Raw genomic sequence first — 26,333 nt, 5'->3', positions numbered from 1 at the left:
TCGAATTGTGAAAGTGGCTGAAATAATAACAGCAATACAGGTCGTGGCAAATACGCAATGGATCATTTTCCGGAACTTGGAAGCTGGAATTCTCTGCGGGCCATCGGGGCACTCTCCACGGCGGCTTCAATCCCGATTTCAACCCCGCTCACCTGTCCGCCAATACGCCTTTCCAACCATTGAAGCGCCCGCTCATAAATTCCATCATATTCAGCACGGGATGTTTCCATATCCGTAACCAGGTCGAATGAAACATTAAAGGGGGCATGTTCTCCTTCCGCCCGCAGATCATGTGCATCCACCAGACAATCCTCCTGCTCAAGATACTCATGTACACAGCGACTGAGCACATCGAAAAACGGATGCGACCGATCAACCGGATCCAAATGAGCCAGCGCCCGCCAGTTAAACGTTTTCTCCACAGTTGCCTCAGCATCTTCAGAGATTAAATGAGCGTCCACCAGACTCATTCGGGCATCCACTTCCACATGAAACGATACCATCTTCACATCACCATAATGATGCACCATGATTTCATGAACCCCCATCACCCCATCCACTTCGAGAACCACATCGTGAATTTCGCGGACAGTTTCCGGATCCGGCCGTTTGCCCAGAAGAATATCAATGGCCTCTCTTGCAAAAGAAATACCCGTATAGAGGATAAACGCCGCCACTCCGATCGCGGTCCATCCATCAACGGCACCCCACCCGTATCTGGAGCAGAGCAAGGCCCCCAACACCATAAGCGTGCAGACAATATCGAACGCATGGTTCCAGGCATCAGCCTCCAGCACTTTTGATTTTGTAAGTCGGGCCAGCTGACGCGCGAAAACCGCCATCCAGGCCTTAACCGCAACGGTCACTCCGACCATGACCAGCACCCACAGCGGAGCTTCGACCGGCTGCGGATTAATCAGACGCGAAAATCCGGTCCGCCCAACTTCAGCACCCACTAGAACCAGAGCAAGGGACAAAACCAGTGTCGCCACCGCTTCAATGCGCCCGTGACCGAAAGGGTGAGCTTCATCACGCGGTTTTCTCGACCACTGAAAGCCTAAAGCGATGACCAATGAACTTCCGGCATCGGTAAAATTATTCGTGGCATCCGCCAGCATCGAGACCGACCCCGAAGCCATGCCCAGCAACAACTTACCGCTCCCCATGAAAATACTGATTACCACGCTGACCCACCCAGCCAGCATACCGAGCCGTGTGCGGTTCTCATGACTCTCAGCCGGAAGGTCCTGAAGCACCACCCGCTGAAGCAGAAAGTTCATAATCGGAAACGGCAAACTGTGTTTTCTGAACGACATAATTAAAAAGGGCGTTCCAATCATTGGAACGCCCTGAAGATAGAACAATTCAGTATGCGAAGTCTACTGAACCTTTTTCTCCTTGTGCCAAAGCAGCACCACCGGTGTGGCCACAAAGACCGAAGAATACGTGCCCACCAGAATACCGATCGTCAGTGCCAGTGCAAAATCCTGCACCGCACCGCCGCCGAAAAACAGCAGCATGATGACGGTAAGCAATGTGGTAACTGAGGTCAGCAATGTACGGCTGAGCGTCTGGTTGATCGAGAGGTTGGCGATTTCCTGATAGGATTTACCTTTCTCCAGTTTCAGATCCTCACGAATACGGTCGAACACAACAATGGTATCGTTCACCGAATAACCGACGATCGTCAGCAGGGCCGCAATAATCGGCATGCTGAGCTCATTGCCCAGCGCGCAGAAGATACCAACCGTAATCAACACGTCATGCGCCAACGCGGTAATTGCGCCGCAGGCAAAAGCAAATTCGAAGCGAATCGAAATATAAATAATAATACCGACCAGCGACCAGATAATGGCCAGCAATCCTTTTCGCTTCAGTTCAGAACCGATCTGGGAACCGACGCTGTCGTTTTTGACGTCAACATATCCCCCGTCGAGCGCTTTAATCGCCTGAAGCGCCGGCTCCGCATCCTCTCCGGAATCACTGATTTTCAACTCCAGCACTTCTCCCCCCGAAACATCGGACTGATAAGCAATACCTGCGGTCGGGAATCCGGCCTCACCCAGTGCGGCACGAACCACTTCGATATCCTGCTTCTGATCGAATTCAAAGGTGATCACAGAACCGCCTTTGAAATCCACACCAAAGTTGGCATCGCCTTTCTTAAAGAAAACACCCCAGGAACCGATAATAATCAGCAATGAAATCACTCCGGCAATTTTCCGACTGCCCAGGAAATTGAAGTTTGCATTCTTCAATCCCGGAATAGACAGCATCTTGATGCTCTTCAGCATGCCGTTATCCGCCAGCGTATTGAAACCGAGCCGCGTAATAACCAGCACGATAAACATCGAAACAATAATACCGGCACTCAGTGTCACCGCAAAACCGCGAATCGGCCCGGAACCCTGCCAGAACAGAATAATGGCAGTAAGCAACGTCGTGATATTCGCATCCAGAATGGTGCTGAAGGCTTTATTGTAACCGGCGTTGATCGCTCCGGAAACGGACTTCCCGACGGCCCATTCTTCACGCATACGCTCAAAAGTAAGCACATTGGCATCCACCGCCATACCCACGGTCAAAACAATACCGGCAATACCGTAAAGTGTCAGAGTCGGCAGGCTGATTCCTCCACCCTGCAACGATCCCGTGGCCGCTCCGAGAAATCCGGACGAAACCACCATGCCGATGGGCAGCAGCAACAGCACAAAGATCAGCGAGAAGTTCGCAATCATGCCCGGAATCAGATAGTAGATTCCCATAAAGAGGAGCACGGCAACACCGCCTATCACGATCGCCTTGATCCCGCTGCTGATTGAATCGTGCCCCAGTGTCGGCGCAACCGTGCGTTCTTCAACAATTTTCACCCGGCCCGGCAAAGCACCGGCTTTCAGCACATTGGCCAGTTTACGGGCCTCGGCATTACTGAAACTTCCGGAAATGGACGCATTGCCATAAATCGCTTCATTGATATTCGGCGCAGAGTAGAGCTTATCATCGAGAATCACCGCAAGACGGCGGTTCACATTCTCCTCCGTTACGCGACCGAACTCATTACGGCCTTCAGCATCAAACTCAAGCGAGATAGTCGGCAGTCCGGTCATCGGATCCGGCATAACCGATGCATTCTGCACTCGGTCACCCCCCATTTGGCGGCGGCGCTCGATGAATTCCGGGCGGTAAATTTTGGAATTATCCTTATGCCGATCCTCCATCAGCATGAAGTCAGCCGGTTTGTCACCGAACCGACGCAAACGCTTAAAGAATGCGCGATCAAGCTCTTCATCGGCCATGGCTTCACGGTCACGCACCAGAAAGATACCGGCACCATCCTGTCCGCCCATCTTAAAGCCGGGCGGCATCTGGCCTGCGCCGAAAACTTCCGCAACCCACTGTGCACTGTCGTTGTGTACCAGCTTGAAACTCAGCACGGCATCGCGCGAAATCTGTGCTTTTGCATCCGCACGGGTTTCCGGATCAACACCGGGAAGCCGGACCACAATCCGATCGTTCCCCTGCGGATAAATTTCCGGCTCGGCAGTGCCCAGGCCATCAATACGGTTACGGATAATTTCCACCGCAATCTGCTGGGTTTCCTGAACCTTTTTCTTTACGTCAGCCACCTTGAGCGCATCAACTGAAGAGACGGTTTCATCGCCTTCCACCAGTTTCTGACGCACGTCCGCTTCATCAACCTGAATCGTAAAACTGGAGCCGCCCTGCAGGTCCAATCCCCAGGTCACTCCCAAATCCGCCACCATCCAGACCGACATTCCGGTCAATGCAAAGAGCGTAATCCATTTCCAGAGTTTATTTTTGTCCATCTCAGAAACCTTTCTTACTTCGTTGCTTCGATTTCGGCCGGTGTTTCACCTTTTTCCAGAATCTGGGAAATGGCTGCGCGAACACACTCAACTTTGGTGTTATCCGAAATTTTAATAATCAGCGTATTCTCTTTCACGTTGATCACTTCACCGATGATTCCACTCGTGAGCAGGACGCGTGCGCCGCTCTTCACCGAATTGATCATTTCCTTACGTTCCTTTTCGCGGCGCTTCTGCGGACGGATCATCATGAAATACATGATCGCGAACAGAATAACCATCATGATCGGAAACTGCAGCGGTGACCCGCCAGTCGCCGGAGCCGCCTCAGCCTGCGCGATGGTAAGGGGTAATAGATTCATCTAGTTGTTCTCCTTTACGTTTAAAACGTGCTCCTTGCAAACGACCGAATAGCCTGCATGGAATTCCGCACGGAATTCAGCAAACCGGCCCTCTTCAATCGATTTTCTCATCTCTCTCATAAATTCAAGATAGCAATGCAGATTATGCATCGTTATCAGCCTCAGCCCCAGAATCTCGCCGACATTAAGCAGATGGCGCACATAAGCACGTGTAAAATTCTTACACGCATAACAGGTGCATCCTTCCTCCAACGGGCGCGTATCCTCCTTATAGAGGGCCGCTTTCACAGGGTAGCGTCCACGCCGGGTGGAAACCGTGCCGTTACGGGCCTGGCGGGTGGGCATGACACAATCGAACATATCAACACCCCGCGCAACCGACTCCACCATCTGGGCCATTTCACCAACCCCCATCAGATAGCGCGGTTTTTCAACCGGCAGATGATCCACCGTATCTTCAACGCCCCGGATAATCAGTTCATCCGGTTCGCCGACACTCACACCGCCGATGGCATAGCCGTCAAATTCCATGTCGACCAACGCCTTTGCACACTCCTCACGCAAATCCGCATAGACACTCCCCTGCGCAATACCGAAAAACAGCTGGCCTTCCGCCCGGGGCGCTTCCCTGCAAATAGCCGCCCAATCTAGGGTTCTGCGTACCGCTTTGCAAGCGTATTCCTTCTCGCTCGGATACGGCGGACACTCGTCAAAAACCATGGCAATATCCGACCCCAGTTTCCGCTGAATTTCCATCGATTCCTTCGGGCCGATAAAGTGCTTCGAACCGTCCGAATGCGACCGGAACGAAACCCCCTCATCCGTGATTTTATTCATCGAACCCAGACTGAACACCTGATAACCGCCGCTGTCGGTCAGAATCGCCCGGTCCCAGCCCATAAATTCATGCAGCCCGCCGAGCCGCTCAATCAGATCCGGCCCCGGCCGGTCATTCAAATGATAGGTATTGCCCAGCAGAATTTCACAATCCAGCTCGTGCATTTCCGCCGGCGACATGCTCTTGACCGTAGCCTGGGTGCCGACCGGCATAAAAACGGGGGTCTCCACTTTTCCGTGTTTCGTATGAAAGGTTCCGCGCCTCGCTTTGCAGGAGGGGTCGGTGTTTTGCAGTTCGAATGTTCCGGTTTTCAAATTCAAAATTCCAGTTTCAGAGTTTACTTCACATCTTCATAAAATTTGGCCAAAGAGGTCTGCATGTAGGGCACCAGCCATAGATACCCAATCCCCAACGTCAACAACGCCAGCAGACTCCACCCGATAAAGCGCAGATTGAGGCAGAAAAATTTCCATTTATTCCCCGCCATCATCTCCTTACTCCGACTGATGGCCTCCAGCGGCCCGCAGCCTTCATCGTCGGCAATAATAAAAAAGGCCTGCGAATAACTGAAACACTTGATAATTCCGGGAATAATCAGCAGCAACATCCACAGATAAATAAAGAGCATATAAAAGAAATAAACACCCAGCGATTTCCAGAACCGCTTAAACCCGGCAAACAACAGTTCCAGACGGGCCTCGTCCTCCTGAGCAAGCCCGAGATAATAGGCAAAAAAACCAACCATCACCGGCGGCATTACAAAAAGCTGAAACAACTGCGCCACCCCGCTGATCATCGTTCCCGCGGCTTCAGCATCGCCCCCCCCCAATCCGGCAACCGCGCCCACAAAGATTGTGGCCGCAATGACAAAAAAGGAAATGGCAAAAGACAACGCGGTATAAAGTACATAACCCAGAACAGCCATGCCCCAGTTTCCCCTCAGCGATTCCCGGGCTTCTGCCGTTAAATCACCATTGGGCGTTACCCCGCCGCCGCTGACCCCGCCACTGGGCGCCCCGCCGGTCGAGGGTATCGATATTTTCGGCACTCCGCCATCATCGTTTAATCCCGTCATGTTTTCCCCTTGAAAATTGTAAGACGGCGCATATTGCCCAAAACAGCGTGCCAAACCAAGAAAAACAAACAGTAACGGCGGCACCTCAGTCTGACTTCCGGCAGACTGAAAATACTTTATTCCATTTCCGCAGCAGAATACCCACAGCCGTTCCGTGCGGAACGGCACATCATTCGCCGTCCGACGGCCCCTGCGGAATCATTTGATTCCTCCGCAACCATCCGCTGTTACAGTGAATCCAAAAAAGAACGTGCGCTAATGCGCCACTCCCGATAGCTTAAAAAAAACAGCAAAGAGACCTAACCATGAGTCCATATGGAAAAACCTACATCGCGGCATCTGGATTATTTGTGAGCTGGGCAATCATAATCGTTATTCACCGCATTCTGTTAATCTACGGCGGATTCCAGTCACTGGAAGAAATCAAAGGATTTCTAATCGTGCCCTACATTTTCCTTTATCCCGTCGGTTTTGCGCTTACCTGGTTTGCTGAACGCAGCATGAAGATTCACTTCAAACACCGCATCCTCGTCTGGATTCCGATGACCTGCGCCGGCGGCCTTTACCTTGCCCTCGCCGTGATGTTCTTCATTCATTCTACGGTTTTTTAAACCGCCCGCTTCCGACAGCCGAATACTTCATTGCTTATTTTCCCCTATTGTGAATTGAAATTCTGTAACCCTGTCATTAAAAGCGCGCGCCATGAAACCGATTGTTGTATGTGCATTATATAAGTTTGTTGAGCTGAATAATTATGAATCGCTGCGCGAGCCGCTACTGCAGTTTATGACCGAACGCGACATTCGCGGCACCCTGCTGCTGGCGGCTGAAGGAATTAACGGTACAGTGGCCGGAACACGCGCGGCCATTGATGAGCTGCTGGCCTACCTCAGGACCGACGAACGGCTCGCAACGCTTGACTGCAAGGAATCCTGCGATGAAACCAACCCCTTCTACCGCACCAAAGTCCGGCTCAAAAAAGAGATTGTAACCCTCGGTATCGAGGGAATCGATCCGCGAAAAAGCGTCGGAACCTACGTAGAACCTCAGAGCTGGAACGAACTGATCAGCGACCCCGAAACCCTGCTGATCGATACGAGAAATGACTATGAAATCAGTATTGGAACCTTCGAAAATGCGATAAATCCGAATACGGAATCTTTCCGCGAATTTCCCGAATATGTGAAAAAAAACCTCGATCCTTCCAAACATCGGAAGGTGGCCATGTTCTGCACCGGCGGAATCCGCTGCGAAAAATCCACGGCCTACCTCAAAGAACTTGGATTTGACGATGTCTACCACTTGAAAGGCGGCATCCTCAAATACCTCGAAGAAGTGCCCGAAGAGAACTCCATGTGGAAAGGTGAATGCTTCGTTTTCGACAACCGGGTTGCTGTGAAGCATAACCTTGAAAAAGGTGAATACGACCAATGCCACGCTTGCCGCATGCCTATCACGGAAGACGATAAAAAAAGCAAACTTTACGTCAAAGGCGTCAGCTGCCCCCACTGCCACGACCGCTATTCCGCCGAGCGGAAAGCGCGCTTCCAGGAACGCGAACGCCAGATCGCCCTTGCCCGCGAACGTGGTGAAGAGCACATCGGAGGAAAAGTCAAAACACTTGCGGAACAGCGTCGACTCATGAAACAGAAGCAAAAAGAACAGGCCCTAATCGCCCGAAAAAAAACCACCGATTCCCCTTAATCCGGGAACGGCCCCGGCCAGCTTCTTTTTATCTCATCCGGACATTGACGCTCCCCCGGCACCGTGCTACTTTCTGCGCCTTCTTGACCACTTTAAGTGTCGGGGTGTAGCTCAGCCTGGCTAGAGCGCTACCTTGGGGTGGTAGAGGTCGCAAGTTCAAATCTTGTCACTCCGACCAACCTTTACTGCGGCAAACTCGAATGAGTTTGCCGCAGTATTTTTTTCACACGCATTGACGGCAAAAATGTGTAACTTTCGACTCCTGTTGAAAAGTCGGCGCCGGCAAAAACTCCGAAGCAACCGATCAGAACCCCGTTCACCGCACCATTGAACATGGTTCGAGCCGATATTGTAGCAAGCGTTCGATGCAGATTCTGAAAGGTATAGCTCCCCAGGTATGCCCAAAGCGGCTTATTTCATAAGCACGTTGCTCAGATTGCTGATATACATCAGCGTTATGCTCAATACAAAAGCCCTCAAAACCAAAAAAATCCCGTCGGCAAGACGGGATTTCTATAATTCCAGCGTGTGGAAAATTTACTGTTCGGCATCGATTGCGGAAACCAGCGCCGCCTGCTGTTGGAGGCCGACAAACTGCTGTTTGTTTTCGCCATCCTTGAGCAGAATCAAAGTCGGAATGGAGCGAATGCCGTATTTGGCAGCCAGCTCCGGATTTTCATCGACATTGACCTTGGCAATTACCGCTTTTTCACCAACTTCTGCCGCAACTTTTTCCAAAATCGGGGTCTGCATTTTGCAAGGCCCGCACCAAGGTGCCCAGAAATCAACCAACACGACACCGCTCTTGGTTGCGTCCTCATAGCCGTTGCCATCCAGTTCAATTACGCCTTCTGCCATTTTTATTCTCCAATTGTTAATTACAAGCTCAGACGAATCATTCCACGTTGTGTTCAAAAATAAAATACCAAAACGTTACCATTTGTTTAAATGAATCCGTGCTGCGTCGTATCGGTATTCCGGCGCATGCTTTTCCGCCGGCATACCCATGGCCAGCAACGCAAACGGCGTGATCTGATCCGGAATCCCCAGAATTTCACGAAAGGTTTTTTCCCGCTCTTCCAGAGGATGAACAGCAATCCACACACAGCCAACCCCAAGGTCATGCGCCGCCAGCTGCATATTCTGCGCTGCACACGAACAGTCCTGCGGCCAGAACCCCGGATAGATCTCTTTCGCCTGCTCCCCGCAGACCAGCACCATAAAGGTCGATTCCGCGAGCATCTCCGTTCCGCCCATCGCGGTGAACTGCCCGATAATTTCCGGATCATCCATCGTCACAAAATGCCAGGGCCGTGCATCGGCGGCCGACGGCGCATTCATGGCCGCCTCCAGAATGATTTTCTTTTTTTCCTCCGCAACCGGCTCTTTCGTCCAGCTGCGCACACTTCTGCGCGACATGATATTTTTAATCGTTTCCATAATTTCCCCGTAGTTAAAAAACATAGAATACGCCCCTGCCGCACGGCATCAATCCGAATTCCCCCCGACTTTACTTTTGCCCCAACCGCCCTGCTCCACTATGGTCTCGCCCGCTATGTATAAAAAGAAACAGATGGTGGAGGTCGAAATTCTCGATCTGGGCGACAAGAATCAGAGCTTCGGGCGGCTGGATGACGGAATTTCCATATTCGTACAAGGTCCCGCCGCCGTCGGCGACACGGTGAAAGCAGAGATTTTCAAAATAAAAAAGAAATATCTCGTAGCCCGGATGCGCGAACTGGTTAAACCCTCCCCCCACCGCATCGATCCGGTCTGTCCCTACTTCGGTCTATGCGGCGGGTGCAAATGGCAGCATATGGACTATGCCGAACAACTTCGCCTCAAACGCAAACAGGTGCAGGATGCACTCCACCACCTCGGCGGATTCAAGGATATTGAATGCCGCACCTGCCTGCCCGCCCCGGAACTCTTCGGCTACCGCAACAAAATGGACTTCTCATTCACCGATCTGCGTTATCTCACGCCTGATGAAATGAACCTGGAGCCCGACGAACACGAAAAACCTCTCGATTTCGCCCTCGGCTTCCACGCCCCCGGTTGCTTTTCAAAAGCCATCGACATCGACCACTGCGACCTCTCCACCCCGGAAATGAATCAGACCCTAAACACGGTCCGTGCGTTCTGCCTCGAACACAAAGCAGACCTCCCCATCTACTCCACCCACACTCATACCGGTGAACTGCGCAACCTCGTCGTCCGCCACGGCGGAAACACCGGCGAATTTATGGTCAACCTCGTCACCTCATCGCACAACCCGGAGCTGATGGAAAAACTGAGCGCCAAACTGCAGGATGCACTTGGCGAAAAACTGACCACCTTTGTCAACAATATCACCTCCGCCAAAAATACCGTGGCATTCGGAGAAAAAGAATACATCCTCCACGGTCCCGGTTATATTCAGGACACCCTCGGCGACTACACGTATCGCATTTCAGCAAACTCCTTTTTCCAGACGAATACCGTCCAGGCTGAAAAACTCTATTTCCAGATCCTGGAAGCCGCACAGCTCAAAACGACCGATCTGGTGTATGACCTCTTCTGCGGCACGGGTTCTATCACCCTCTTTGCTTCCAGCCATTGCAAAAAAGTGCTCGGTGTTGAACTGGTTGAAAGCTCCGTGAACGATGCCCGCGAAAACGCCAAACGCCACGCTGTCGAAAACTGTGAATTTATCCAGCTCGATATGAAGGACTTCAAAACCATCAAACCCGAGCTCGATGCCTTCGGCGCTCCCGACGTCGTCATCACCGATCCGCCACGCGCCGGAATGAATCCCAAAGCCGTCAAAATGCTTCTGGAAATCGCTCCGCCCGTCATCGTCTACGTCAGTTGCAACCCGGCCTCACTCGCCCGCGACGGACAGATGTTCTGCGAAGAAGGAAAATACCGGCTCGTCTCCTGCCAGCCCATCGACATGTTTCCCCAGACCAACCATGTCGAATCCGTCGCCCGTTTCGAACGGATTTAATGCCAGAAAGAATGCTCCGGATACGGAGCCTCGATTTTGATCCACTCTTTCTGCGTAGGATGCATCACATGCAGCTCCCTGCTGTGGAGGGCGATTGCTCCGTCGGGCGACTTCGTTTTTGAGCCGTATTTTGCATCACCGACAATCGGACATCCGATGGCCGAAAGCTGTGCACGGATCTGGTGATAGCGCCCGGTTTCAAGATCCACTTCCAAACACTGGAAGTTTCCAACCGGTGGACGTTTCCGGTAGCTGAGGACCGCGCGCTGAGCACCTTTATGCCCCTCTTTACAGATTCGGGCTTTATGATTTTCATGGGAAAGCCAGTGAACCAGCTTATCCGTTGGTTTCCCCGGATCCCCTTCCACCAATACATGATAGACTTTTTTCACGTTACGCTTGCGGACATCTTCGTTCAGCCGGCTGAGCGCTTTGCTGGTACGGGCAAACAACACAACGCCGCTCACTACTTTATCGATCCGGTGTACCGCATTCAGAAAAACTGCGCCGGGTTTGTTTTTATCCACCCGAACCCACTCACGCGCCCAGTCTTCAAGATTCCGCAGCCCCGTGCCGCTGTCCTGCGTCAGCAGGCCGGCCGGCTTATTCACGGCCAGCAGATGGTTATCTGCAAACAGAATCAATTCATCAAGTTCTGCAGCGTTATATTGAATCTCATTCATTAATCCAGCGGGCCCAGTTCCCATTCGGCAAGTCATTCACATCCGGCTTACCCGTCAGCAGCATTTCGCCACATTCAAAGGTGCCGCGGTCATGATACTGCGCCAGCAGATTACGTAGCACAATCGGCGAAAAGCCGGGCGTATGCGATGTAAGAATCACAAATGAGGGGTCATCGGAAACCACCTGATCCACCAGATCGAGCGTGGTTCTCAACTGATCTTCAATTTTATAAAGCTCGCCTTTTTTGCCGCGCCCGAACGACGGCGGATCCAACAGAATCCCGTCATACCGATTACCACGCTTCACTTCACGGCGCAGAAATTTAATCACATCATCCACAATCCAGCGGATCGGCGCATCGGTCAAATTATTGAGCACTGCATTTTCGCGTGCCCAGTCCACCATCCCTTTCGAAGCATCCAAATGGCAGCATTGCGCCCCCGACTGCGCCGCCGCCAGTGTCGCTCCCCCCGAATAAGCAAATAGATTCAGAAATTTAAGAGCTCGTCCTTTTTTCTTTGCCTGTTTATCCAGCATTTCACGAATCCATTTCCAGAGCGCACGCGTTTCCGGAAAAACACCGATGTGACCGAAATCGGTGGCCGATAATTTCATCGTGACCCCGGCAACATTCACATTCCAGGGTTTGGACACTTTATTCCGCCCCTCCCAGTTCAGCCCGCCTACCCGGTCGAAACGCGCCGTCGCATTTTTCCAGCGATTGGAAAACTGGGGGGCCCAGACTGCCTGCGCAGCGGGACGCTCCAGAATAATATCGCCATAGCGTTCCAGCTTTTTTCCGTTTCCACTGTCGAGCAGTTCATATTCATCGTTCATGGTTAAACTTTCCTCACACGGTCTTTAAAGGGGTTGCGGGCCGATTTTGACGGGGATTTCATTCCCGCATACGCCACATTGATCAGGATCCCGATCATCGCCCCGGAGATGGCCAGACTTGACCCCCCGTAACTGATGAAAGGCAGGGCCAGCCCTTTGGTCGGCACGCAGCCGGTAACCACCGCAAAATTAATCAGCGCCTGAACAGTAATCATCAGCGTTATCCCATACGCCAGCAGCCGCCCGAAATCATCTTTGGCATTGAACGCAATGCGCAGACCGAAAATAAAAAGAAGCATATACATGGAAACCACAATCAGCGAAGCAATCAGGCCGAGTTCCTCTCCAATGATTGGAAAAATAAAATCGGTGTGCGCTTCCGGCAGATAGTGATATTTCTGCATGCTGTTTCCGAAACCGACGCCGCTGACTTCCCCGCCGGCAAAGGCCCGCAGGGAATTGATGAGCTGCCAGGCCTTATCCTTTTCATATTTCTGCGGATCAAGAAACGCAAGAATCCGGCTCATGCGCTCCGGATTCATAAAGATCAAAATCGCCACGCCCAGCAGCCCGGTGATACCGGTAATGAGCAGTGGAGCCACACTCACACCGCCGAGAAACATCATGCTGACCGCCACAGACGAAACCAACATGGTGGTTCCGAAATCCGGCTCCAATACCAGCAGTATCGCAAAAATACCGAGCAGACCAAACGGGACGAGAATACCGCGTTTAAGCTCATCGATCCGCCGCTGATTCCGGGCAAGCCACCAAGCAAAGAGCATAATGATGCCCACCTTGGCGATTTCCGAAGGCTGGACAGATATAGGCCCGATTTTGATCCAGCGCCAGCTTCCGTTGATATTACTGCCAATGCCCGGAATACGGACAAGAACCAGCAGAAATACGGAAAAAACAGCCAGTGGTATGGCCAGCTTTTTATAGTGACTGTAATCAAAACGCGCAGCCAAAGCACCCGCGCAAAAAGCAACCGCCAGCCACATCAGCTGGCGGCGCACAAAATAGGTGGCATCGTCATACTTCGCCGAGCTCGCGCTCGCGAGAATCAGAATGCCGATCGTGACGAGAATCAATACAATAGCGATAAACAGCGAAATCGTTCTGCGCATTGATTCCCGCCAAACGGTTTTTTAGTCGGAAACCGGAATACGGATGGTCTGACCTTCACGAATCTGGGACTCGTCGGTAATACCGTTCAAACGCATGATTTCGGCTTTGGAAACACCATACTGACGCGCTTTGTCGTCGAGGGTTTCCCCCGGATACATGACTTCATCAACTACGATATTATCCACTTCAACAATCGGAGCCGGTGCAGAATCTTCAAATGCAGCCAAAGGCTGCGGTTCCGGTTCAGTCATTTGCGGCTCCGGCTCAGTCATTTGCGGTTCCGGATCTGATTTAACGGTTTTCGTCGATCTCGCCTTTCTTGCGCTGCTCGGCACCTTGCCATACGACGGAATATTCAGTTCCTCGCCAGCCATGATCACATCGCCCTTGAGACCGTTGACCTCACGCAGATCGTTGAGGGTAACTCCGGCGGCCAGCGCAATTTCGGATAGCGTGTCGCCTTTCTGGATAATGTAGATTCCACCGGATTTTACCGTTCCGGTCGGTTTGGATACGGTACCCTTACTGCCGGCCGGAACCCGCAGTTCCTGCCCGACATAAAGCACATCCGGATTAGACAGACCGTTCATTTGAACCAGCGTGGCCGTCGTGGTATCGCAGTCCACGGCGATCTGGGAAAGCACATCGCCTTTCTGGACAATATACACTTCGGTTTCGCCATATGATGACGCACCGGTATTCGGGCCGCCCTGGTAATCGGAGGTGCTGATATCATCTTCCATTACATAAAGATCAGCTCCGGCGTCTTCGTAAGACTCATACGGTTCCAGCGCAACCGCCGTGCCCTCGTCAGCTGATTTACTTTTGTGATTGTGCCAGAAAGGGCCTTTTGTTTTAGCCCCCGGGCCGCGAACACTTCCCTGCGATTCCGTAGTGACACAGCCCTGCGTCAGCGCCAATGCGCTCAATACGGCGACGGCCATAAAAAATGAAGATCCGATTTTCATGTTAAACTCCTGTTTCGACGTCCCAGACGCCCGCTGTTTACTTATCTAAACGAAGCACCTCATCCAGCATGTTTCACACCATTAAACAGTCTTTCAAAACATTCCCCGCGTTCCTCAAAACTGTCAAACTGGTCGAAGCTTGCGCAAGCAGGTGAAAGAAGAACCGTTTCCCCGGCTTCTGCCGCCTGCGCGGCCTGGCCGAAAGCCTCTTCGAGTGTACCGCACTCCACGCACGGACAAACCGTACTCCAAGCCTCAAACATCGCTCGAGATGCTTGCCCGATAACGTATATCGTCCTTACCCGTTCGGCCAGTATTTCTTTAACAAAAGTGTAGTCGCTTTCCTTCGGCAAACCTCCCGCTATCAAATGGATATCGCGGCCGATCGCCCCCAGCGCCGCCGTCATGGCCGCAAGGTTGGTCGCCTTGGAGTCATTTACATAAAACACCCCGCGCACTTCACCCAGTCGTTGAAGCCGATGGCGCAAGGGTTTAAAGCTCTTCGCACTTCGTTCCAAAGTCTGCATTTCCAGCCCCCCAGCTTCAAAGGCGGCCGCAGCGGCGGCCCCCGTGCAGCTACCGATGACCGGCGAATCAAAAAGAGTTCCCGTGAGATTCAGCACATTTTTCAATCCATGGAAAACCTGCCCGCTGCAAAACTGATAAACGCCGCCCGCTCCGAACGTCACCCAATTTCGCTCGCCGGAAACCGCACCGCGGAAATCGCTCAGCAACTCATGCGGTATCACGCAGATTCGACTCGCCTCCGATATTCCGAAAATACGGGCCTTGGTTTCCAGATAACAGGTCATTGTGCCGTGGCGGTTGAGATGATTCGGCAGCACATTCAATACGACGGCAATATCGGCATAAAATTCCCGTACGGTTTCCAGCTGGAATGAACTGACTTCCAATACCAGCCAATCCAGATCCGGATATTCCAGCACCACCTCACTTGCCGGAATGCCGTAATTCCCGCCGATTTCCGCCTTCAACCCGGATGCAACCAGACTCTCACAGATCCATTTCACGGCGGTGCTCTTTCCGTTGGATCCCGTCAGCGCGATCGTTTTTCCCTTATGCCGCGACCAGCCCAGCTCCAGCTCAGATAAAAGCGGAATTTCCGCCCCTTGCACGGCAATCATCCAAGGATGGTCCAACGCAAAACCGGGACTGACAATGCATACATCAAAATCCACCGTTTCCAGACATTGGAAAAATGCTGCGTCATCCATCCGGTCATCTGATGCCACCACTGTGGCGCAGCCCTCCGACTGCAGCAACGCCTCCGCCGCCCGGCCCGACCGCCCGAATCCCAAAATCAATGCTGAACGATATTCGGTCATTATCGAATCTTCAAAGTAGCCACGCCGATGAGGGCAAAGATGATGGAGAGAATCCAGAAGCGGGTTACAATAATGGTTTCCACCAGTTCCGGCGCGCGATTCTGATCCATAGCCCGCTCTTTTTCAACAAACTCAAAATGGTGGTGCAGCGGCGCGCATTTGAAAACCCGGCGGCCTTCGCCGTATTTTTTCTTTGTAAATTTAAACCAGCCGCTTTGAATAACCACGCTGGCAGCCTCCACCACAAAAACACCGCCCACGATCACAAGCAGCAGTTCCTGTTTGATCAGAATGGCCAGCATGGCGATTGCACCGCCGAGCGCCAACGACCCGGTATCGCCCATGAAAATTTTGGCGGGATGGCAATTGTACCAGAGGAAGCCAAGACCGGAGCCCAGCAGGGCCCCGCAGAATACCGTCAACTCACCACTGCCTTTAACAAAAGGAACCTGCAGGTATTCGGCAAAGTTATAATGTCCCGCCATGTAGGTCAGAATCAGATACGCCACGGCCACCGAATTTGAGCACCCAATAGCCAGGCCATCCAGACCGTCCGTCAGATTCACCGCGTTCGATGCTCCGACGAGCACAAAAAACATAAAAAGAAAGGCCGGAATCATCGACAGTTGAACCACCGGATTTTTGAAAAAAGGCACCATCAGATCGGTCACCCGTTCACGCGTTTCAGGCACCATCCAAAGCACCGCAAAAACAACCACAGCCCAAATCAGCTGAGCACCGAACTTCATTTTCACACTGAGCCCGTTGCGGCGTTTTATTTTCAGCAGATCATCGGCAAAACCGATCATTCCCATAAGCACAAACGTTCCGAGCGAAATCAAAACATAGATATTCGTCGGCACCGCCCAGAGCAGCGTTGCCGCCGAGGTCGAAAGAATAATCAACAGTCCGCCCATCGTGGGCGTCCCCACTTTCCTGCTTTTATCCAGTGCCCCGACCCGATCATCTTCAACCTGATCCCCGAAATTGACAATCTTCAGCTGCCGGATCAAAAAGGGAGCAAAAAGCAGCGAAATAATAAAAGCTGTTGAGGCCGCACCCAGCGTGCGAAAAGTGATGTATTGAAAAAGGCGAAGCTCAGAGAGCGTCCCCTCCAACAGCGAAAGGTAGTACAGCATTACAATGTTCCTTCAGTTCAAAAATTTCCATTCAGATTAAAAGACGGAAAAACAGCCCTCTTCGGGCCGCCCGCGTTCCGTCTAGCCTTCCGGACCGGACATTTCAGCAAAATATCCAATCACTTTTTCAAGCTCCTCGCCGCGCGATGCCTTCAGCAGCACATGGGCTCCTGCAGAGAGCTGTTCTTTTAATATCGCGGCCGCTTCGGCTTTTTCCAAGGTCTGGAAAAATCCCGGCACCCGGTCGCATAGAATCTGCGCCCCAAGCTCGCCCACCGTAATCACACCGTCAAGTCCCAGCCCGTCAACAAACCGACCCAGCTCGGCATGCTCATCGCCGGACACCGCGCCCAGCTCACGCATTCCGCCGATCACCGCCCAGCGCCGCCCGACCCCCGGAAGTTGAGCAAAGGTTTTCAGACTGGCCCGCATTGAAAGGGGATTCGCATTGTAGGCATCGTTAATAAAATGAATGCCGTGCACGATCGTTTTCTCCCAGCGCATCGGCGGAGCCTTGAACCGGGAAAGCCCTTCATTGATTTCCTCCGGAGAGAGCTTCAGCTGAAGACCCAGCGCAATAGCAAAGAGTGCATTTCGCATCATATACTCGCCGGGTTTCGGGATCGTATAAGCAAACCCCTCCACCGTCATAATGCGTTCCCCGCTTCGCCGGCCCGTGTAATCCGCCTCGCCTTCAAATGAAACCGTCACAACCTCCGCCGGCGTGTGCTGACGAATCATCGAAAACCATCGGCTATCACGGTCGAGAAAAACAAGCCCCGAATCGGGAATCCGCTCCGCCAGCCTCATTTTCTCATGAGCAATATCCTCCAGCGACTGAAATGCCTCCCGATGTGCATTTCCAATGGTGGTAATAATACCGTATTTCGGTCGCAGCAGGCCAGTGAGCGGCCCGATCTCGCCGGGCTGATTCATTCCAATTTCAAAAACGCCGTACCGTGCGCGCTGCGGCATATTGAGCATCGTGAGCGGCAGCCCGATATGGTTGTTGAAATTCCCTTCGGTCCGGTGCGTCAGCCCGTCCATCGACAACACATCAGCACACATTTCTTTCACGGTGGTTTTCCCAACACTCCCGGTGATTCCAACGGTGGACGAAATCCATTCTTTCCGATAACCGGCCGCCATATCCTGCAAGCCCTTGATTGTGTCGGAAACCTGAAGCAACGGACAGTTTTCCAATCCCTGAAAACGATCATCCACCAACGCACCAACCGCACCTTTATCAAGAGCGGTCTGCACAAATTCATGCCCGTCGAAATGCGCCCCCCGGATCGCCACATAAAGCTCCCCGGATTGAATCTTACGGGTGTCGTGGCTAATTCCCGTAATGCTTTGCGACGGCATACCGTTTTTCCAGAGTCTGGAAACCCACTGCGATAATTCTCCTGGCCGGAAGCTGCGCATTATCGAATCAACTCCTTAACGGTATCCCGATCATCAAAGGGAATAACCGCACCTTTTATTTCCTGATAGGTTTCGTGTCCTTTACCCGCCACCACCAGCACATCTTTACGATCCAGCATAGCAATCCCCTTTGCAATCGCTTCGCGGCGATCCAGCACAACTTCAACCTGCTGACATAACGCAAACCCCTTCAAAATATCCATTGCAATCGCTTCAGGTTCTTCATCGCGCGGATTATCGGACGTCACAATACTCCAATCCGCCAGCGCGGCCGCCACACGCCCCATCTTTTCCCGCTTGCCCTGATCGCGGTTGCCTCCGCAGCCGAAGACCACCACCAGCTTTCCTCTGCAGATTTCGCGCAGCGTGGTGAGCACATTATTGAGCGCATCATCCGTATGCGCATAATCCACAAAAATACTTCGATTTTTACGATTCGGAACGGCCTCCAGCCGGCCGGGAACGGCTGCCATATTTTCCAAAGCCTGAACAACGGTCTTCAAATCAACCCCGCACAGCCCGCCGACACACAACGCCGCGAGCGCATTGTGGATATTAAAACGCCCCAGCAGCTGCAAGTGAATATTCGTATCTCCCCACGGGGTGGAAACATTAAAACGCGTCCCATCAGCACTCACGGTTGCATCCGTAACAAAGGCGGTGGCCTTTTCATGAAAACCATAGGAAACAATATCCGCCTCAACCTGTTTTTCGCCGATCAGCCTCCGCCCCCAGGAATCGTCGATATTGATCACCGCCGAGCCCCCCTGTTTCTTTTCCATCGTCCGGAAAAGCTCCGCCTTCACGTCAAAATAGGTCTCCATGTCGTGATGATAGTCCAGATGATCCTGTGTAAGATTGGTGAACACAGAAATGCTGAATTCAATACCATGAACCCGTTTCAGCGCGAGAGCATGCGAAGACACCTCCATTACCACATACTCGCACCCCGCCTCGTCCATCTGAGCAAACATGGAATGAATGTCCGGAGCCTCCGGTGTTGTACGCGAAGCAGGAATAGACCGCCCTCCGATTTCGTAAGCCACGGTACCCAGCAGGCCAGTCTTATAACCGGCATGCCGGAGAATATCGCGGATCATATAAGTCGTTGTCGTCTTTCCGTTGGTCCCCGTCACACCGATCACTTTCATTTTTTTAGAAAGCTCCCCGTAAAAAACCGCCGAAATTTCCGCCAGCGCTTTTCGCGAATCGGAAACCTGCACATGCGCCACTCCGGACCCCAAATCAAGACGATTCTCAGACACGACAACCGTGGCCCCTCCGGAAACGGCCTGCGTGATGAACTCCGAGCCATCCAGCTGATACCCCGAAACAGCAACAAAAAGATCCCCGGGCTTTACCTTGCGCGAATCATAAGTCACTCCCCCGAACTCGACCTTCATGCCGCCGGAAAAACCGACGGCCTCAATTTTATCCAACAGTTCTTTCAATTTCATTCGTCGTCCGGCCCCGCCACATAAATTCGGTTTCCATCAGGTGCAATCCGAAGATAACGCACTGCAAACTCGGCAATCTCTTTAAACGCAGGGCCGCAGACCGTGCCCCCGTAATAACCGGTTTTGCGTCCCGTATCCGTATACGTTCCCGGATCATCCGCCACAACCACAATACAAAGCTCCGGTGCTTCAACCGGAAGAAATCCGACAAACGAAGAGGTGAAATTTTTAGCATAGTATCCGCCGCCCTCTTCCCGCGGCCGAATCTTCTGAGCCGTTCCGGTTTTTCCCCCCACGGTATACCCCGCCACCCGGGCCTTGCTGCCGGTTCCCCCTTCATCCATCACCACACTGGCCAACAGGTTCTGCATACGCCGCGCAACTCCCGGTGTGATCGGCCGCCCCAGCACTTTCGGCTTGTTCTCTTCAAGAACGGCACCGTCGGGGGCAACTACTTTCTTTACCACATACGGCTGCATCTGAACCCCGTTATAAGCAATGGCACTCATCATCGAAACAATCTGCAGCGCCGTCACGCCAATCTCATGACCCATACCGATACGGGTAACCGAAATTTTCGACCAGTGTTTCGGCGAATAGAAAATTCCGCCCTCTTCTCCCGGTATGCCGACATTGAACCGCTCCCCGAAATGAAATTTTTTCAGGCTGTCATATACCAGCTGATTTCCCATCTGAAGCGCAATTTTGGCCGTACCGATATTACTCGAAACTTTGATGATTTCCGCAACGCTGATTTCGCCTTCACCGTGACTGTCGCGCAATGATTTCCCACCATAGACCCAATAGCCGTTTTCGCAATCGAAAACATCGTCCTCACTCACGATGTTGTTATCCAGTGCAGCGGCAATCACTGCGGCCTTCATTGTGGAACCGGGTTCATAGTTAAAACTAATGGCCCGATTGCGCCGCCACTCCGCCGGAGCCTTGGCATAGCGGTTCAGGTCATACGTCGGAAAGGAGGCCATGGCCAGAATTTCACCGGTCCGCACATGCTGCACAATGGCCCATGCGGCTTTTGCATTGAATTCGCGACATGTTTTTTCCACCGTTTTTTCCACTACATACTGCAACTGCTGATCCAGCGTGAGAGTAACCGTCGCCCCATCCTCGGGCTTAATATCCACCGTTCGTGCGCTGTAGATTTCACGGCGGCGCCCGTCTTTTTTACTGATTCGCAATCCCTCTTTTCCGCGCAGATAAGCATCCATCCGCTGCTCGATTCCGGCAGAGCCCACGCCTTCCTGATTCGAAAATCCGACCACATGCGCCATCAGCGGCCCTTTCGGATAATTTCGAATCGGAGCCTCCTCCAAACCGACACCACGTAAATAAATGTTCGTTTCACTTCCACGGTCATCTGCGACCGTATACAGCAACCCCAGGTTTTTACGCGTAAACCGCTTCAACTGATGCCCGGGAACAAATTTTTTTATGCGCTCGTACTGCCGATTGGTCCGGTTCAGTTTTTCCCGAATTTCAGATTCAGGAATCCGGAATTCCTGCGAAAGATAGCGGCAGACGGTGTCCGGATCCCCATGCTCGGCAATGTATTTCGGGTCGACATAAACATGATACGCCGCAAGATCCATCGCCAGAATTTCACCATTGCGGTCAACAATACGCCCCCGGCTGCCCATGGGCTTTGTTTCATACATGCGCCCCTCTTCAATAGGTTCAAGCACCCATTCCGCAGGGCGCAGATGCAGCAAGGCCAATCGGCTTGCAATACCGACAAAAACCAGCGCCACCACGCTCACCAAGACGGCAACCCTGCCCTTGAACCGCACCTCTGCCATCCGTAAAACCTGCTCCCTCTAAGCTGAAAAACCCGCAATGCGCTCCTGCGCACCACGGGAAATGAATGAATCAAAAAATCCGCTAATCAGCCTGCATACCCCATGCAGGCCTTCTTTTCTGTGGCGATGCTTAACGCGCAGCAGCAACAAAAGACTGCTCCGGCTCTGCAACCTGATTGATCAGCCACTGGTACAGGTCGAAGTCCAACTGAACCCGAACCGCCTGGCCATTTTTATCATACAGCACGTTTACTTTTTCAGTTTCCATTTACCTGTTTCCTTTCTTTGTTAAAATTTATCGCGTCCGGAACTCACTGTACGCTGCGGCGGCTTCCGCCATTCATGGCTGTGCGTGCAGTCACATCCCAGTGTCCCACTTCGACCACACGGTTGAGCTCCGGCATCGACATTTTAAGCCGATGCCGCTTAATGGCGCGCTCCAGATTAGCCGGCGATGTGATGGTAGACCAGCGGTCCTGCTCATTCACCAGGCGCTTCTGCGCCTGCGCCAGCTCAGCCTCTTTGGCTTTAATGTCCCTGCCGAGCGCATCGCAACGCGAGCAGAGCCACATGTAGCTCAGTCCCATGACCGCCACCAGCACAAGAACATTGGCAAGCAGCACCGGAAACGGCACCTGTACCTGGTTCTGCTTCATTTTTCGTTTTGTGGTCTTTCGTTTTTTTGCGGCCATTTTATACTCCCACCTCCACAGCGCGCAGCTTAGCTGAACGCGACCGCGGATTAACGGCTTGCTCCTCTTCCGTTGCGGTCAACGGTTTTTTCCAAATCCATTTCACAGGCGGTTCATCATAGATCCGCTTCACTCCGCCCTGCTGAAGCGATTCCTCCCGCGGAACATGCCGCGCAAAAAAACGTTTCACCATCCGGTCTTCCAGACTGTGGAACGTGAGCACCACAATGCGCCCGCCTTCCACAACATTTTCAATCATCGTTTCGAGCACCTGTTCAATGCCCGCCAGCTCATCATTCACCGCCATACGCAACGCCTGAAAGGTCTTCGTGGCCGGATGCGTTTTCTTTCCTTTTCGTCCACCTTTGGCCCGCTCGACAATCGCGGCCAGTTCCAGCGTCGTTTCAATTTCCTTCTTCACACGTGCCTCGGCAATGGCTCGGGCAATCCGGCGCGATGCCTTTTCCTCACCGTACCGGTAAATGATATCCGCCAGCTCAGCTTCCGGGGCATGGTTCACCAGCTCACCCGCCGTCCGGCCCTGCGTCTGATCCATCCGCATATCAATCGGAGCATCCTGCTGAAAGCTGAATCCGCGACCGGCCACATCCAATTGGAACGAACTGACCCCGAGATCCAGCAGCAGCCCGTCCACCTTTTCCACCCCGAGACGGTCCAGCTGCAGCGCCATGTTCGCATAGTTATCGTGGACCAGCTCCACTCGCTTACCCTCGCCGCTAAACAGCTTTTTCTGCACCCGCTCAATGGCCTCAATATCCCGATCAAACCCAATCAACGTTCCACCATCACTCAATCGCTTCAAAATTTCGGCCGAATGCCCGCCGTTGCCCAGCGTGCCATCCACATAGACCCCTGCCGGATCTGTAATAAGCGCTTCAAGGCACTCGTTGAGCATGACAGGAATATGCATTAAGCCCCTTTTCCAAACGTTGGAAACTGTTCGCTTTCAGCTTGTTCTCGCCCAAAACACCAATGACGTCCCGTGCTGTAAAGACAGGAGAAAAGATGGCCGGAATTCACCTGTTTAAGGCTGAAAACCCGCTCACGATCTTTTGAATTATCAATCGAACGCGAATAACTCAGATACTTTGCCACATCCAACATACTCATCCCGTTTCCCCAAAAACTGCCGGTTCCACTCATCCGTTTACCGCCGGCAATCCATTCCTTCCTAATTTTTAATATCCACCAAAAAACACATTCTCTGCCGCAGATGATTCCTGCGGCAGCGCTAAATCAAAATTCTCCGCGCTCCAAAGCTCGATGCGCGTCAGCGCACCCACCAGCACCAGCTGCTCCTTAACCTCTATATGGGCCAGCAGATTTTCGCCGATCCGAATACGCCCCTGCGCATCCCACGTCAGCAACTCCGCACCGGCCGTAATCGACCGGATGGCCTGCTGATCGCCCGCATCGATGGATCCACTGTTCCGCAACTCATCAATACGCCGCATCATTTCCGCTGCAGTATATAAATAGAGGCACTTCTCCTCCGGATGCGGAAAAGCAAACAGCTGATTCGATCCCCCCGCCAAATTCCGCCAGGCCGACGGAAAGATCATACGCCTCTTGGCATCAAGGGAATGCGTAAACGATCCCACGAACAGTGACGCTATATTCTGTTGTGCTTCCATGATCCTTACTCCACCTTGCTCCCTTTCATGGGATTTTATGCCACCATAAGACCGCCGCAGTCAAAAGATTAATTCCACTATTTCAAAGGTAATTCGCCTTACAGATGGAAAATCACGAATCCTCAAAATGAATATAACACAAATGGGCACATACTCCACCCCTCTCCCCCACACCCCCTTGCTCCCCGAAAAACACCCTCCCCGGAACTCTCCTTCCATTATTCGATTTAAAAATATCGATTAAGCCCCTGTTTCAGCAGAACCATTCCATTCACCCGGAAATATCTCCCCCCTGAGCGCCCCGCAAACCGTATTTTTCTTGATTTAACGATCCTGACACTCCATTTCCCGAAAAATCCCCTCGATGAAGAAATATTAAAATTTCCCAGTAAAAACCTATTTTTTACCGATATAAAAATACCCATTGAGGCATAAGTGATAACTTTTTACAGATTTAGGTATTTTAATGCTGAAATGCTCATAACTCTGTGATTTATATTGCCTAAACTAAGGTAATGCCTGTTAAGCTGGTGCGTAATACCCCATATTTTCAGGCAGCATGGAGAAATACAGAGTGAAGCCCACAGATACGAGCCACCCGGAGTACTTTCACAAAGTAGTAGACTGTCAACACGCGTGCCCTGCGCACACTCCCGTTCCGGAGTATATTCGACTGATTGCAGCCGGCAGATATGCCGATGCCTATATGATCAATTGGGAATCGAACGTTTTCCCCGGAATTCTGGGTCGAACCTGCGACCGCCCCTGCGAACCGGCCTGCCGGCGGGGCCGCATTGAAGAAAAACCGGTGGCCATCTGCCGCCTGAAGCGCGTCTGCGCCGATATGAAGGAGGACATCAGAGACCGGCTACCCAAAATTCCAAAAATAAAAAACGGCTTTAAACTGGCCGTCATCGGTGCCGGCCCCTCCGCCTTAACTGTATGCCGCGACCTTATGCCGCTCGGCTATGAAATTGATCTTTTCGAAGCCACCGGCAGCGCCGGCGGTTTTATGCGTCAGCAGATCCCCTCTTTCCGGCTTCCGGAAGAAGTCATCGACGAAGAGACCGGCTATATTCTGGATATGGGCGTAAACGCCCACTTTAATACGCGCATTGAAAGCATGAAGGCCCTCACGGACAAAGGCTACGACGCCGTCTTTGTGGGAACCGGCGCCCCCACCGGCCGCCAGCTCAAACTCCCCGGCTGGGAACACGACGGCGGAAAAAATATCCAGGTCGGCGTACAGTGGCTGGCTCAGGTGGCTTTTGATCACGTTACCACAGCTCCGGAAGACGTTATTGTAATCGGCGGAGGAAACACAGCCATGGACTGCTGCCGCACGGCACTGCGTCTTGGCGCCAAAAATGTCAAAGTCGTGTTGCGCACGCCGATCTCCGCCATGGTCGCTTCCCCCTGGGAAATTGAAGACACCCAGGCCGAAGGGATTCCGATCATTGAAAACCACAGTCCGCTCGAATACGTTGTGGAAGACGGCGAACTGAAAGCCATGACGTTCGAAGTCATCGACTATTCCATCGATGAAGACGGCCGCGAGGTGTTCACCCCGGTTGGCCGCACCGAAACCATTCCCTGCAGTCTGGTGTTATTGGCAATCGGCCAGGCCAATGCGTTCCCGTGGATTGAACGGGATATCGGCATCGATTTTGATGAACGCGGCATGGCAATCGTCGATGAAGTAACCTATCAATCCAGTAATCCTATGGTGTTCTTCGGGGGCGATGCCGCCTTCGGACCGAAAAATATTATCACCGCCGTTGCCCAGGGGCATCAGGCCGCGCTTTCGATTGATATGTTCCTCCACGGTCAGGAATTGACCGACCGCCCCGATCCGAGCACCAACCTGCTGAGTCAGAAAATGGGCATTCATGACTGGAGCTACGCCAGCTCAGTCACCGAAGAGGAACGCCACGCCGTACCTCACCTCGATCTGCAGGAAGCCATTAAAAGTCATACCGTTGAAGTGGAACTCGGGTTTGATGCCGCAACTGCCTTTGAGGAAGCGGAACGCTGTCTGAACTGCGATGTTGAAACCGTATTCACCGCAGAGAAGTGTATCGAGTGCGACGGCTGCATCGATATCTGTCCGGTTGACTGCCTGACCTTCACACAAAATAAAGAAGAAGCCGAACTGCGCCGCAGCCTGACCGTTCCGGCACTGAACCTCGGACAGCAGATTTTTGTTTCGGAAAATCTGAAAACCGGACGGGTGATGGTGAAAGATGAAGATGTCTGCCTGCACTGCGGGCTGTGCGCTGAACGCTGTCCGACCTCAGCCTGGGATATGCAGAAATTTCTCTATATCTCGCCCAAGCCGTACCACCGCAAAAATGAAGAAAATCAATAATTTCCAACCCCTGGAA

25 protein-coding genes and 1 tRNA gene are annotated in these 26,333 nt (G+C 52.5%); 5 read left to right on the top strand and 21 right to left on the bottom strand.

Annotated elements, in window-relative coordinates; translation table 11 throughout:
• Positions 1-62: 62 nt before the first annotated feature.
• From P9H32_RS00730 to P9H32_RS00710, 5 genes are read right to left on the bottom strand one after another with little or no spacing between them, the layout of a single operon-like run.
• Entirely contained in the window at positions 63-1,340 is a 1,278-nt protein-coding gene (locus tag P9H32_RS00730) for a cation diffusion facilitator family transporter (protein ID WP_322606941.1), read from the bottom strand.
• A 39-nt stretch (positions 1,341-1,379) separates the two neighbouring features.
• Positions 1,380-3,827, bottom strand: a complete 2,448-nt coding sequence (gene secD, locus P9H32_RS00725; RefSeq protein ID WP_322606940.1) for a protein translocase subunit SecD — start codon at positions 3,825-3,827, stop codon at positions 1,380-1,382.
• Between the two features lie 14 nt (positions 3,828-3,841).
• Positions 3,842-4,189, bottom strand: coding sequence for a preprotein translocase subunit YajC (gene yajC / locus P9H32_RS00720; RefSeq protein WP_322606939.1), 348 nt, complete (start codon positions 4,187-4,189; stop codon positions 3,842-3,844).
• Entirely contained in the window at positions 4,190-5,341 is a 1,152-nt protein-coding gene (gene tgt, locus P9H32_RS00715) for a tRNA guanosine(34) transglycosylase Tgt (RefSeq protein WP_322606938.1), read from the bottom strand. It abuts the gene before it with no gap.
• Between the two features lie 23 nt (positions 5,342-5,364).
• A complete protein-coding gene (locus tag P9H32_RS00710) occupies positions 5,365-6,102 on the bottom strand; it encodes a DUF975 family protein (protein WP_322606937.1) in 738 nt (245 codons plus the stop codon).
• 305 nt (positions 6,103-6,407) lie between these two features.
• Between P9H32_RS00710 and P9H32_RS00705 the strand changes: the two genes are divergently transcribed.
• The 3 genes from P9H32_RS00705 to P9H32_RS00695 all read left to right on the top strand — a co-directional run bounded on the left by P9H32_RS00705 (position 6,408) and on the right by P9H32_RS00695 (position 7,984).
• Positions 6,408-6,713: a hypothetical protein gene (locus P9H32_RS00705; RefSeq protein ID WP_322606936.1), complete on the top strand. Its 306-nt coding sequence runs from the start codon at positions 6,408-6,410 to the stop codon at positions 6,711-6,713.
• 91 nt (positions 6,714-6,804) lie between these two features.
• Positions 6,805-7,806 (top strand): oxygen-dependent tRNA uridine(34) hydroxylase TrhO, encoded by a 1,002-nt coding sequence (gene trhO, locus P9H32_RS00700; protein ID WP_322606935.1) that lies wholly within the window; start codon positions 6,805-6,807, stop codon positions 7,804-7,806.
• A 100-nt stretch (positions 7,807-7,906) separates the two neighbouring features.
• Positions 7,907-7,984, top strand: a tRNA-Pro gene (locus tag P9H32_RS00695).
• Positions 7,985-8,343: 359 nt separating this feature from the next.
• Here the strand turns inward: P9H32_RS00695 and trxA are convergent.
• Positions 8,344-8,664, bottom strand: a complete 321-nt coding sequence (trxA, locus tag P9H32_RS00690; RefSeq protein WP_322606934.1) for a thioredoxin — start codon at positions 8,662-8,664, stop codon at positions 8,344-8,346.
• Positions 8,665-8,739: 75 nt separating this feature from the next.
• Positions 8,740-9,246 carry a nitroreductase family protein gene (locus tag P9H32_RS00685; RefSeq protein ID WP_322606933.1) on the bottom strand — a complete coding sequence of 169 codons (507 nt, stop codon included), beginning with the start codon at positions 9,244-9,246 and terminating at the stop codon, positions 8,740-8,742.
• Between the two features lie 115 nt (positions 9,247-9,361).
• Here P9H32_RS00685 and rlmD point away from each other — a divergent pair, with 115 nt between their 5' ends.
• Complete coding sequence (gene rlmD / locus P9H32_RS00680) at positions 9,362-10,795, top strand: 23S rRNA (uracil(1939)-C(5))-methyltransferase RlmD (protein WP_322606932.1); 1,434 nt, start codon at positions 9,362-9,364, stop codon at positions 10,793-10,795.
• On the opposite strand, the gene P9H32_RS00675 is transcribed toward rlmD, so the two are convergent.
• The 14 genes from P9H32_RS00675 to P9H32_RS00610 all read right to left on the bottom strand — a co-directional run bounded on the left by P9H32_RS00675 (position 10,792) and on the right by P9H32_RS00610 (position 23,949).
• Positions 10,792-11,478 (bottom strand): RluA family pseudouridine synthase, encoded by a 687-nt coding sequence (locus P9H32_RS00675; protein ID WP_322606931.1) that lies wholly within the window; start codon positions 11,476-11,478, stop codon positions 10,792-10,794. The two genes, rlmD and P9H32_RS00675, sit on opposite strands and share 4 nt — an antisense overlap.
• Positions 11,471-12,316, bottom strand: coding sequence for a class I SAM-dependent methyltransferase (locus tag P9H32_RS00670; RefSeq protein ID WP_322606930.1), 846 nt, complete (start codon positions 12,314-12,316; stop codon positions 11,471-11,473). Before P9H32_RS00670 ends, P9H32_RS00675 begins: the two co-directional genes overlap by 8 nt.
• Before the next feature lie 2 nt (positions 12,317-12,318).
• Positions 12,319-13,446, bottom strand: coding sequence for a putative lipid II flippase FtsW (ftsW, locus tag P9H32_RS00665; protein WP_322606929.1), 1,128 nt, complete (start codon positions 13,444-13,446; stop codon positions 12,319-12,321).
• A 21-nt stretch (positions 13,447-13,467) separates the two neighbouring features.
• Complete coding sequence (locus tag P9H32_RS00660) at positions 13,468-14,415, bottom strand: muramidase family protein (RefSeq protein WP_322606928.1); 948 nt, start codon at positions 14,413-14,415, stop codon at positions 13,468-13,470.
• A gap of 59 nt (positions 14,416-14,474) precedes the next feature.
• Complete coding sequence (murD, locus tag P9H32_RS00655; RefSeq protein WP_322606927.1) at positions 14,475-15,761, bottom strand: UDP-N-acetylmuramoyl-L-alanine--D-glutamate ligase; 1,287 nt, start codon at positions 15,759-15,761, stop codon at positions 14,475-14,477.
• Positions 15,761-16,900, bottom strand: coding sequence for a phospho-N-acetylmuramoyl-pentapeptide-transferase (gene mraY / locus P9H32_RS00650; protein WP_322606926.1), 1,140 nt, complete (start codon positions 16,898-16,900; stop codon positions 15,761-15,763). The genes murD and mraY overlap by 1 nt, the downstream gene beginning before the upstream one ends.
• Positions 16,901-16,981: 81 nt before the next feature.
• Positions 16,982-18,328: a UDP-N-acetylmuramoyl-tripeptide--D-alanyl-D-alanine ligase gene (locus P9H32_RS00645; RefSeq protein WP_322606925.1), complete on the bottom strand. Its 1,347-nt coding sequence runs from the start codon at positions 18,326-18,328 to the stop codon at positions 16,982-16,984.
• Positions 18,328-19,785: a UDP-N-acetylmuramoyl-L-alanyl-D-glutamate--2,6-diaminopimelate ligase gene (locus tag P9H32_RS00640; RefSeq protein ID WP_322606924.1), complete on the bottom strand. Its 1,458-nt coding sequence runs from the start codon at positions 19,783-19,785 to the stop codon at positions 18,328-18,330. Before P9H32_RS00640 ends, P9H32_RS00645 begins: the two co-directional genes overlap by 1 nt.
• A complete protein-coding gene (locus P9H32_RS00635) occupies positions 19,782-21,602 on the bottom strand; it encodes a peptidoglycan D,D-transpeptidase FtsI family protein (RefSeq protein ID WP_322606923.1) in 1,821 nt (606 codons plus the stop codon). Before P9H32_RS00635 ends, P9H32_RS00640 begins: the two co-directional genes overlap by 4 nt.
• Positions 21,603-21,732: 130 nt before the next feature.
• Positions 21,733-21,870: a hypothetical protein gene (locus P9H32_RS00630; RefSeq protein WP_322606922.1), complete on the bottom strand. Its 138-nt coding sequence runs from the start codon at positions 21,868-21,870 to the stop codon at positions 21,733-21,735.
• Between the two features lie 43 nt (positions 21,871-21,913).
• Positions 21,914-22,294 carry a hypothetical protein gene (locus tag P9H32_RS00625; RefSeq protein WP_322606921.1) on the bottom strand — a complete coding sequence of 127 codons (381 nt, stop codon included), beginning with the start codon at positions 22,292-22,294 and terminating at the stop codon, positions 21,914-21,916.
• Position 22,295: 1 nt separating this feature from the next.
• The gene (rsmH, locus tag P9H32_RS00620) at positions 22,296-23,225 is read right to left on the bottom strand and encodes a 16S rRNA (cytosine(1402)-N(4))-methyltransferase RsmH (RefSeq protein WP_322606920.1); all 930 of its coding nucleotides are present in this window, start codon (positions 23,223-23,225) and stop codon (positions 22,296-22,298) included.
• The gene (locus P9H32_RS00615) at positions 23,225-23,425 is read right to left on the bottom strand and encodes a hypothetical protein (protein WP_322606919.1); all 201 of its coding nucleotides are present in this window, start codon (positions 23,423-23,425) and stop codon (positions 23,225-23,227) included. Before P9H32_RS00615 ends, rsmH begins: the two co-directional genes overlap by 1 nt.
• 68 nt (positions 23,426-23,493) lie before the next feature.
• Entirely contained in the window at positions 23,494-23,949 is a 456-nt protein-coding gene (locus tag P9H32_RS00610) for a division/cell wall cluster transcriptional repressor MraZ (protein ID WP_322606918.1), read from the bottom strand.
• A gap of 574 nt (positions 23,950-24,523) precedes the next feature.
• Between P9H32_RS00610 and P9H32_RS00605 the strand changes: the two genes are divergently transcribed.
• Positions 24,524-26,317, top strand: a complete 1,794-nt coding sequence (locus P9H32_RS00605; RefSeq protein WP_348534441.1) for an FAD-dependent oxidoreductase — start codon at positions 24,524-24,526, stop codon at positions 26,315-26,317.
• Positions 26,318-26,333 lie beyond the last annotated feature (16 nt).

This window comes from Pontiella agarivorans (genome assembly GCF_034531395.1).
Classification (GTDB): domain Bacteria; phylum Verrucomicrobiota; class Kiritimatiellia; order Kiritimatiellales; family Pontiellaceae; genus Pontiella; species Pontiella agarivorans.
This window is presented reverse-complemented; position numbering and strand designations above follow the sequence as displayed.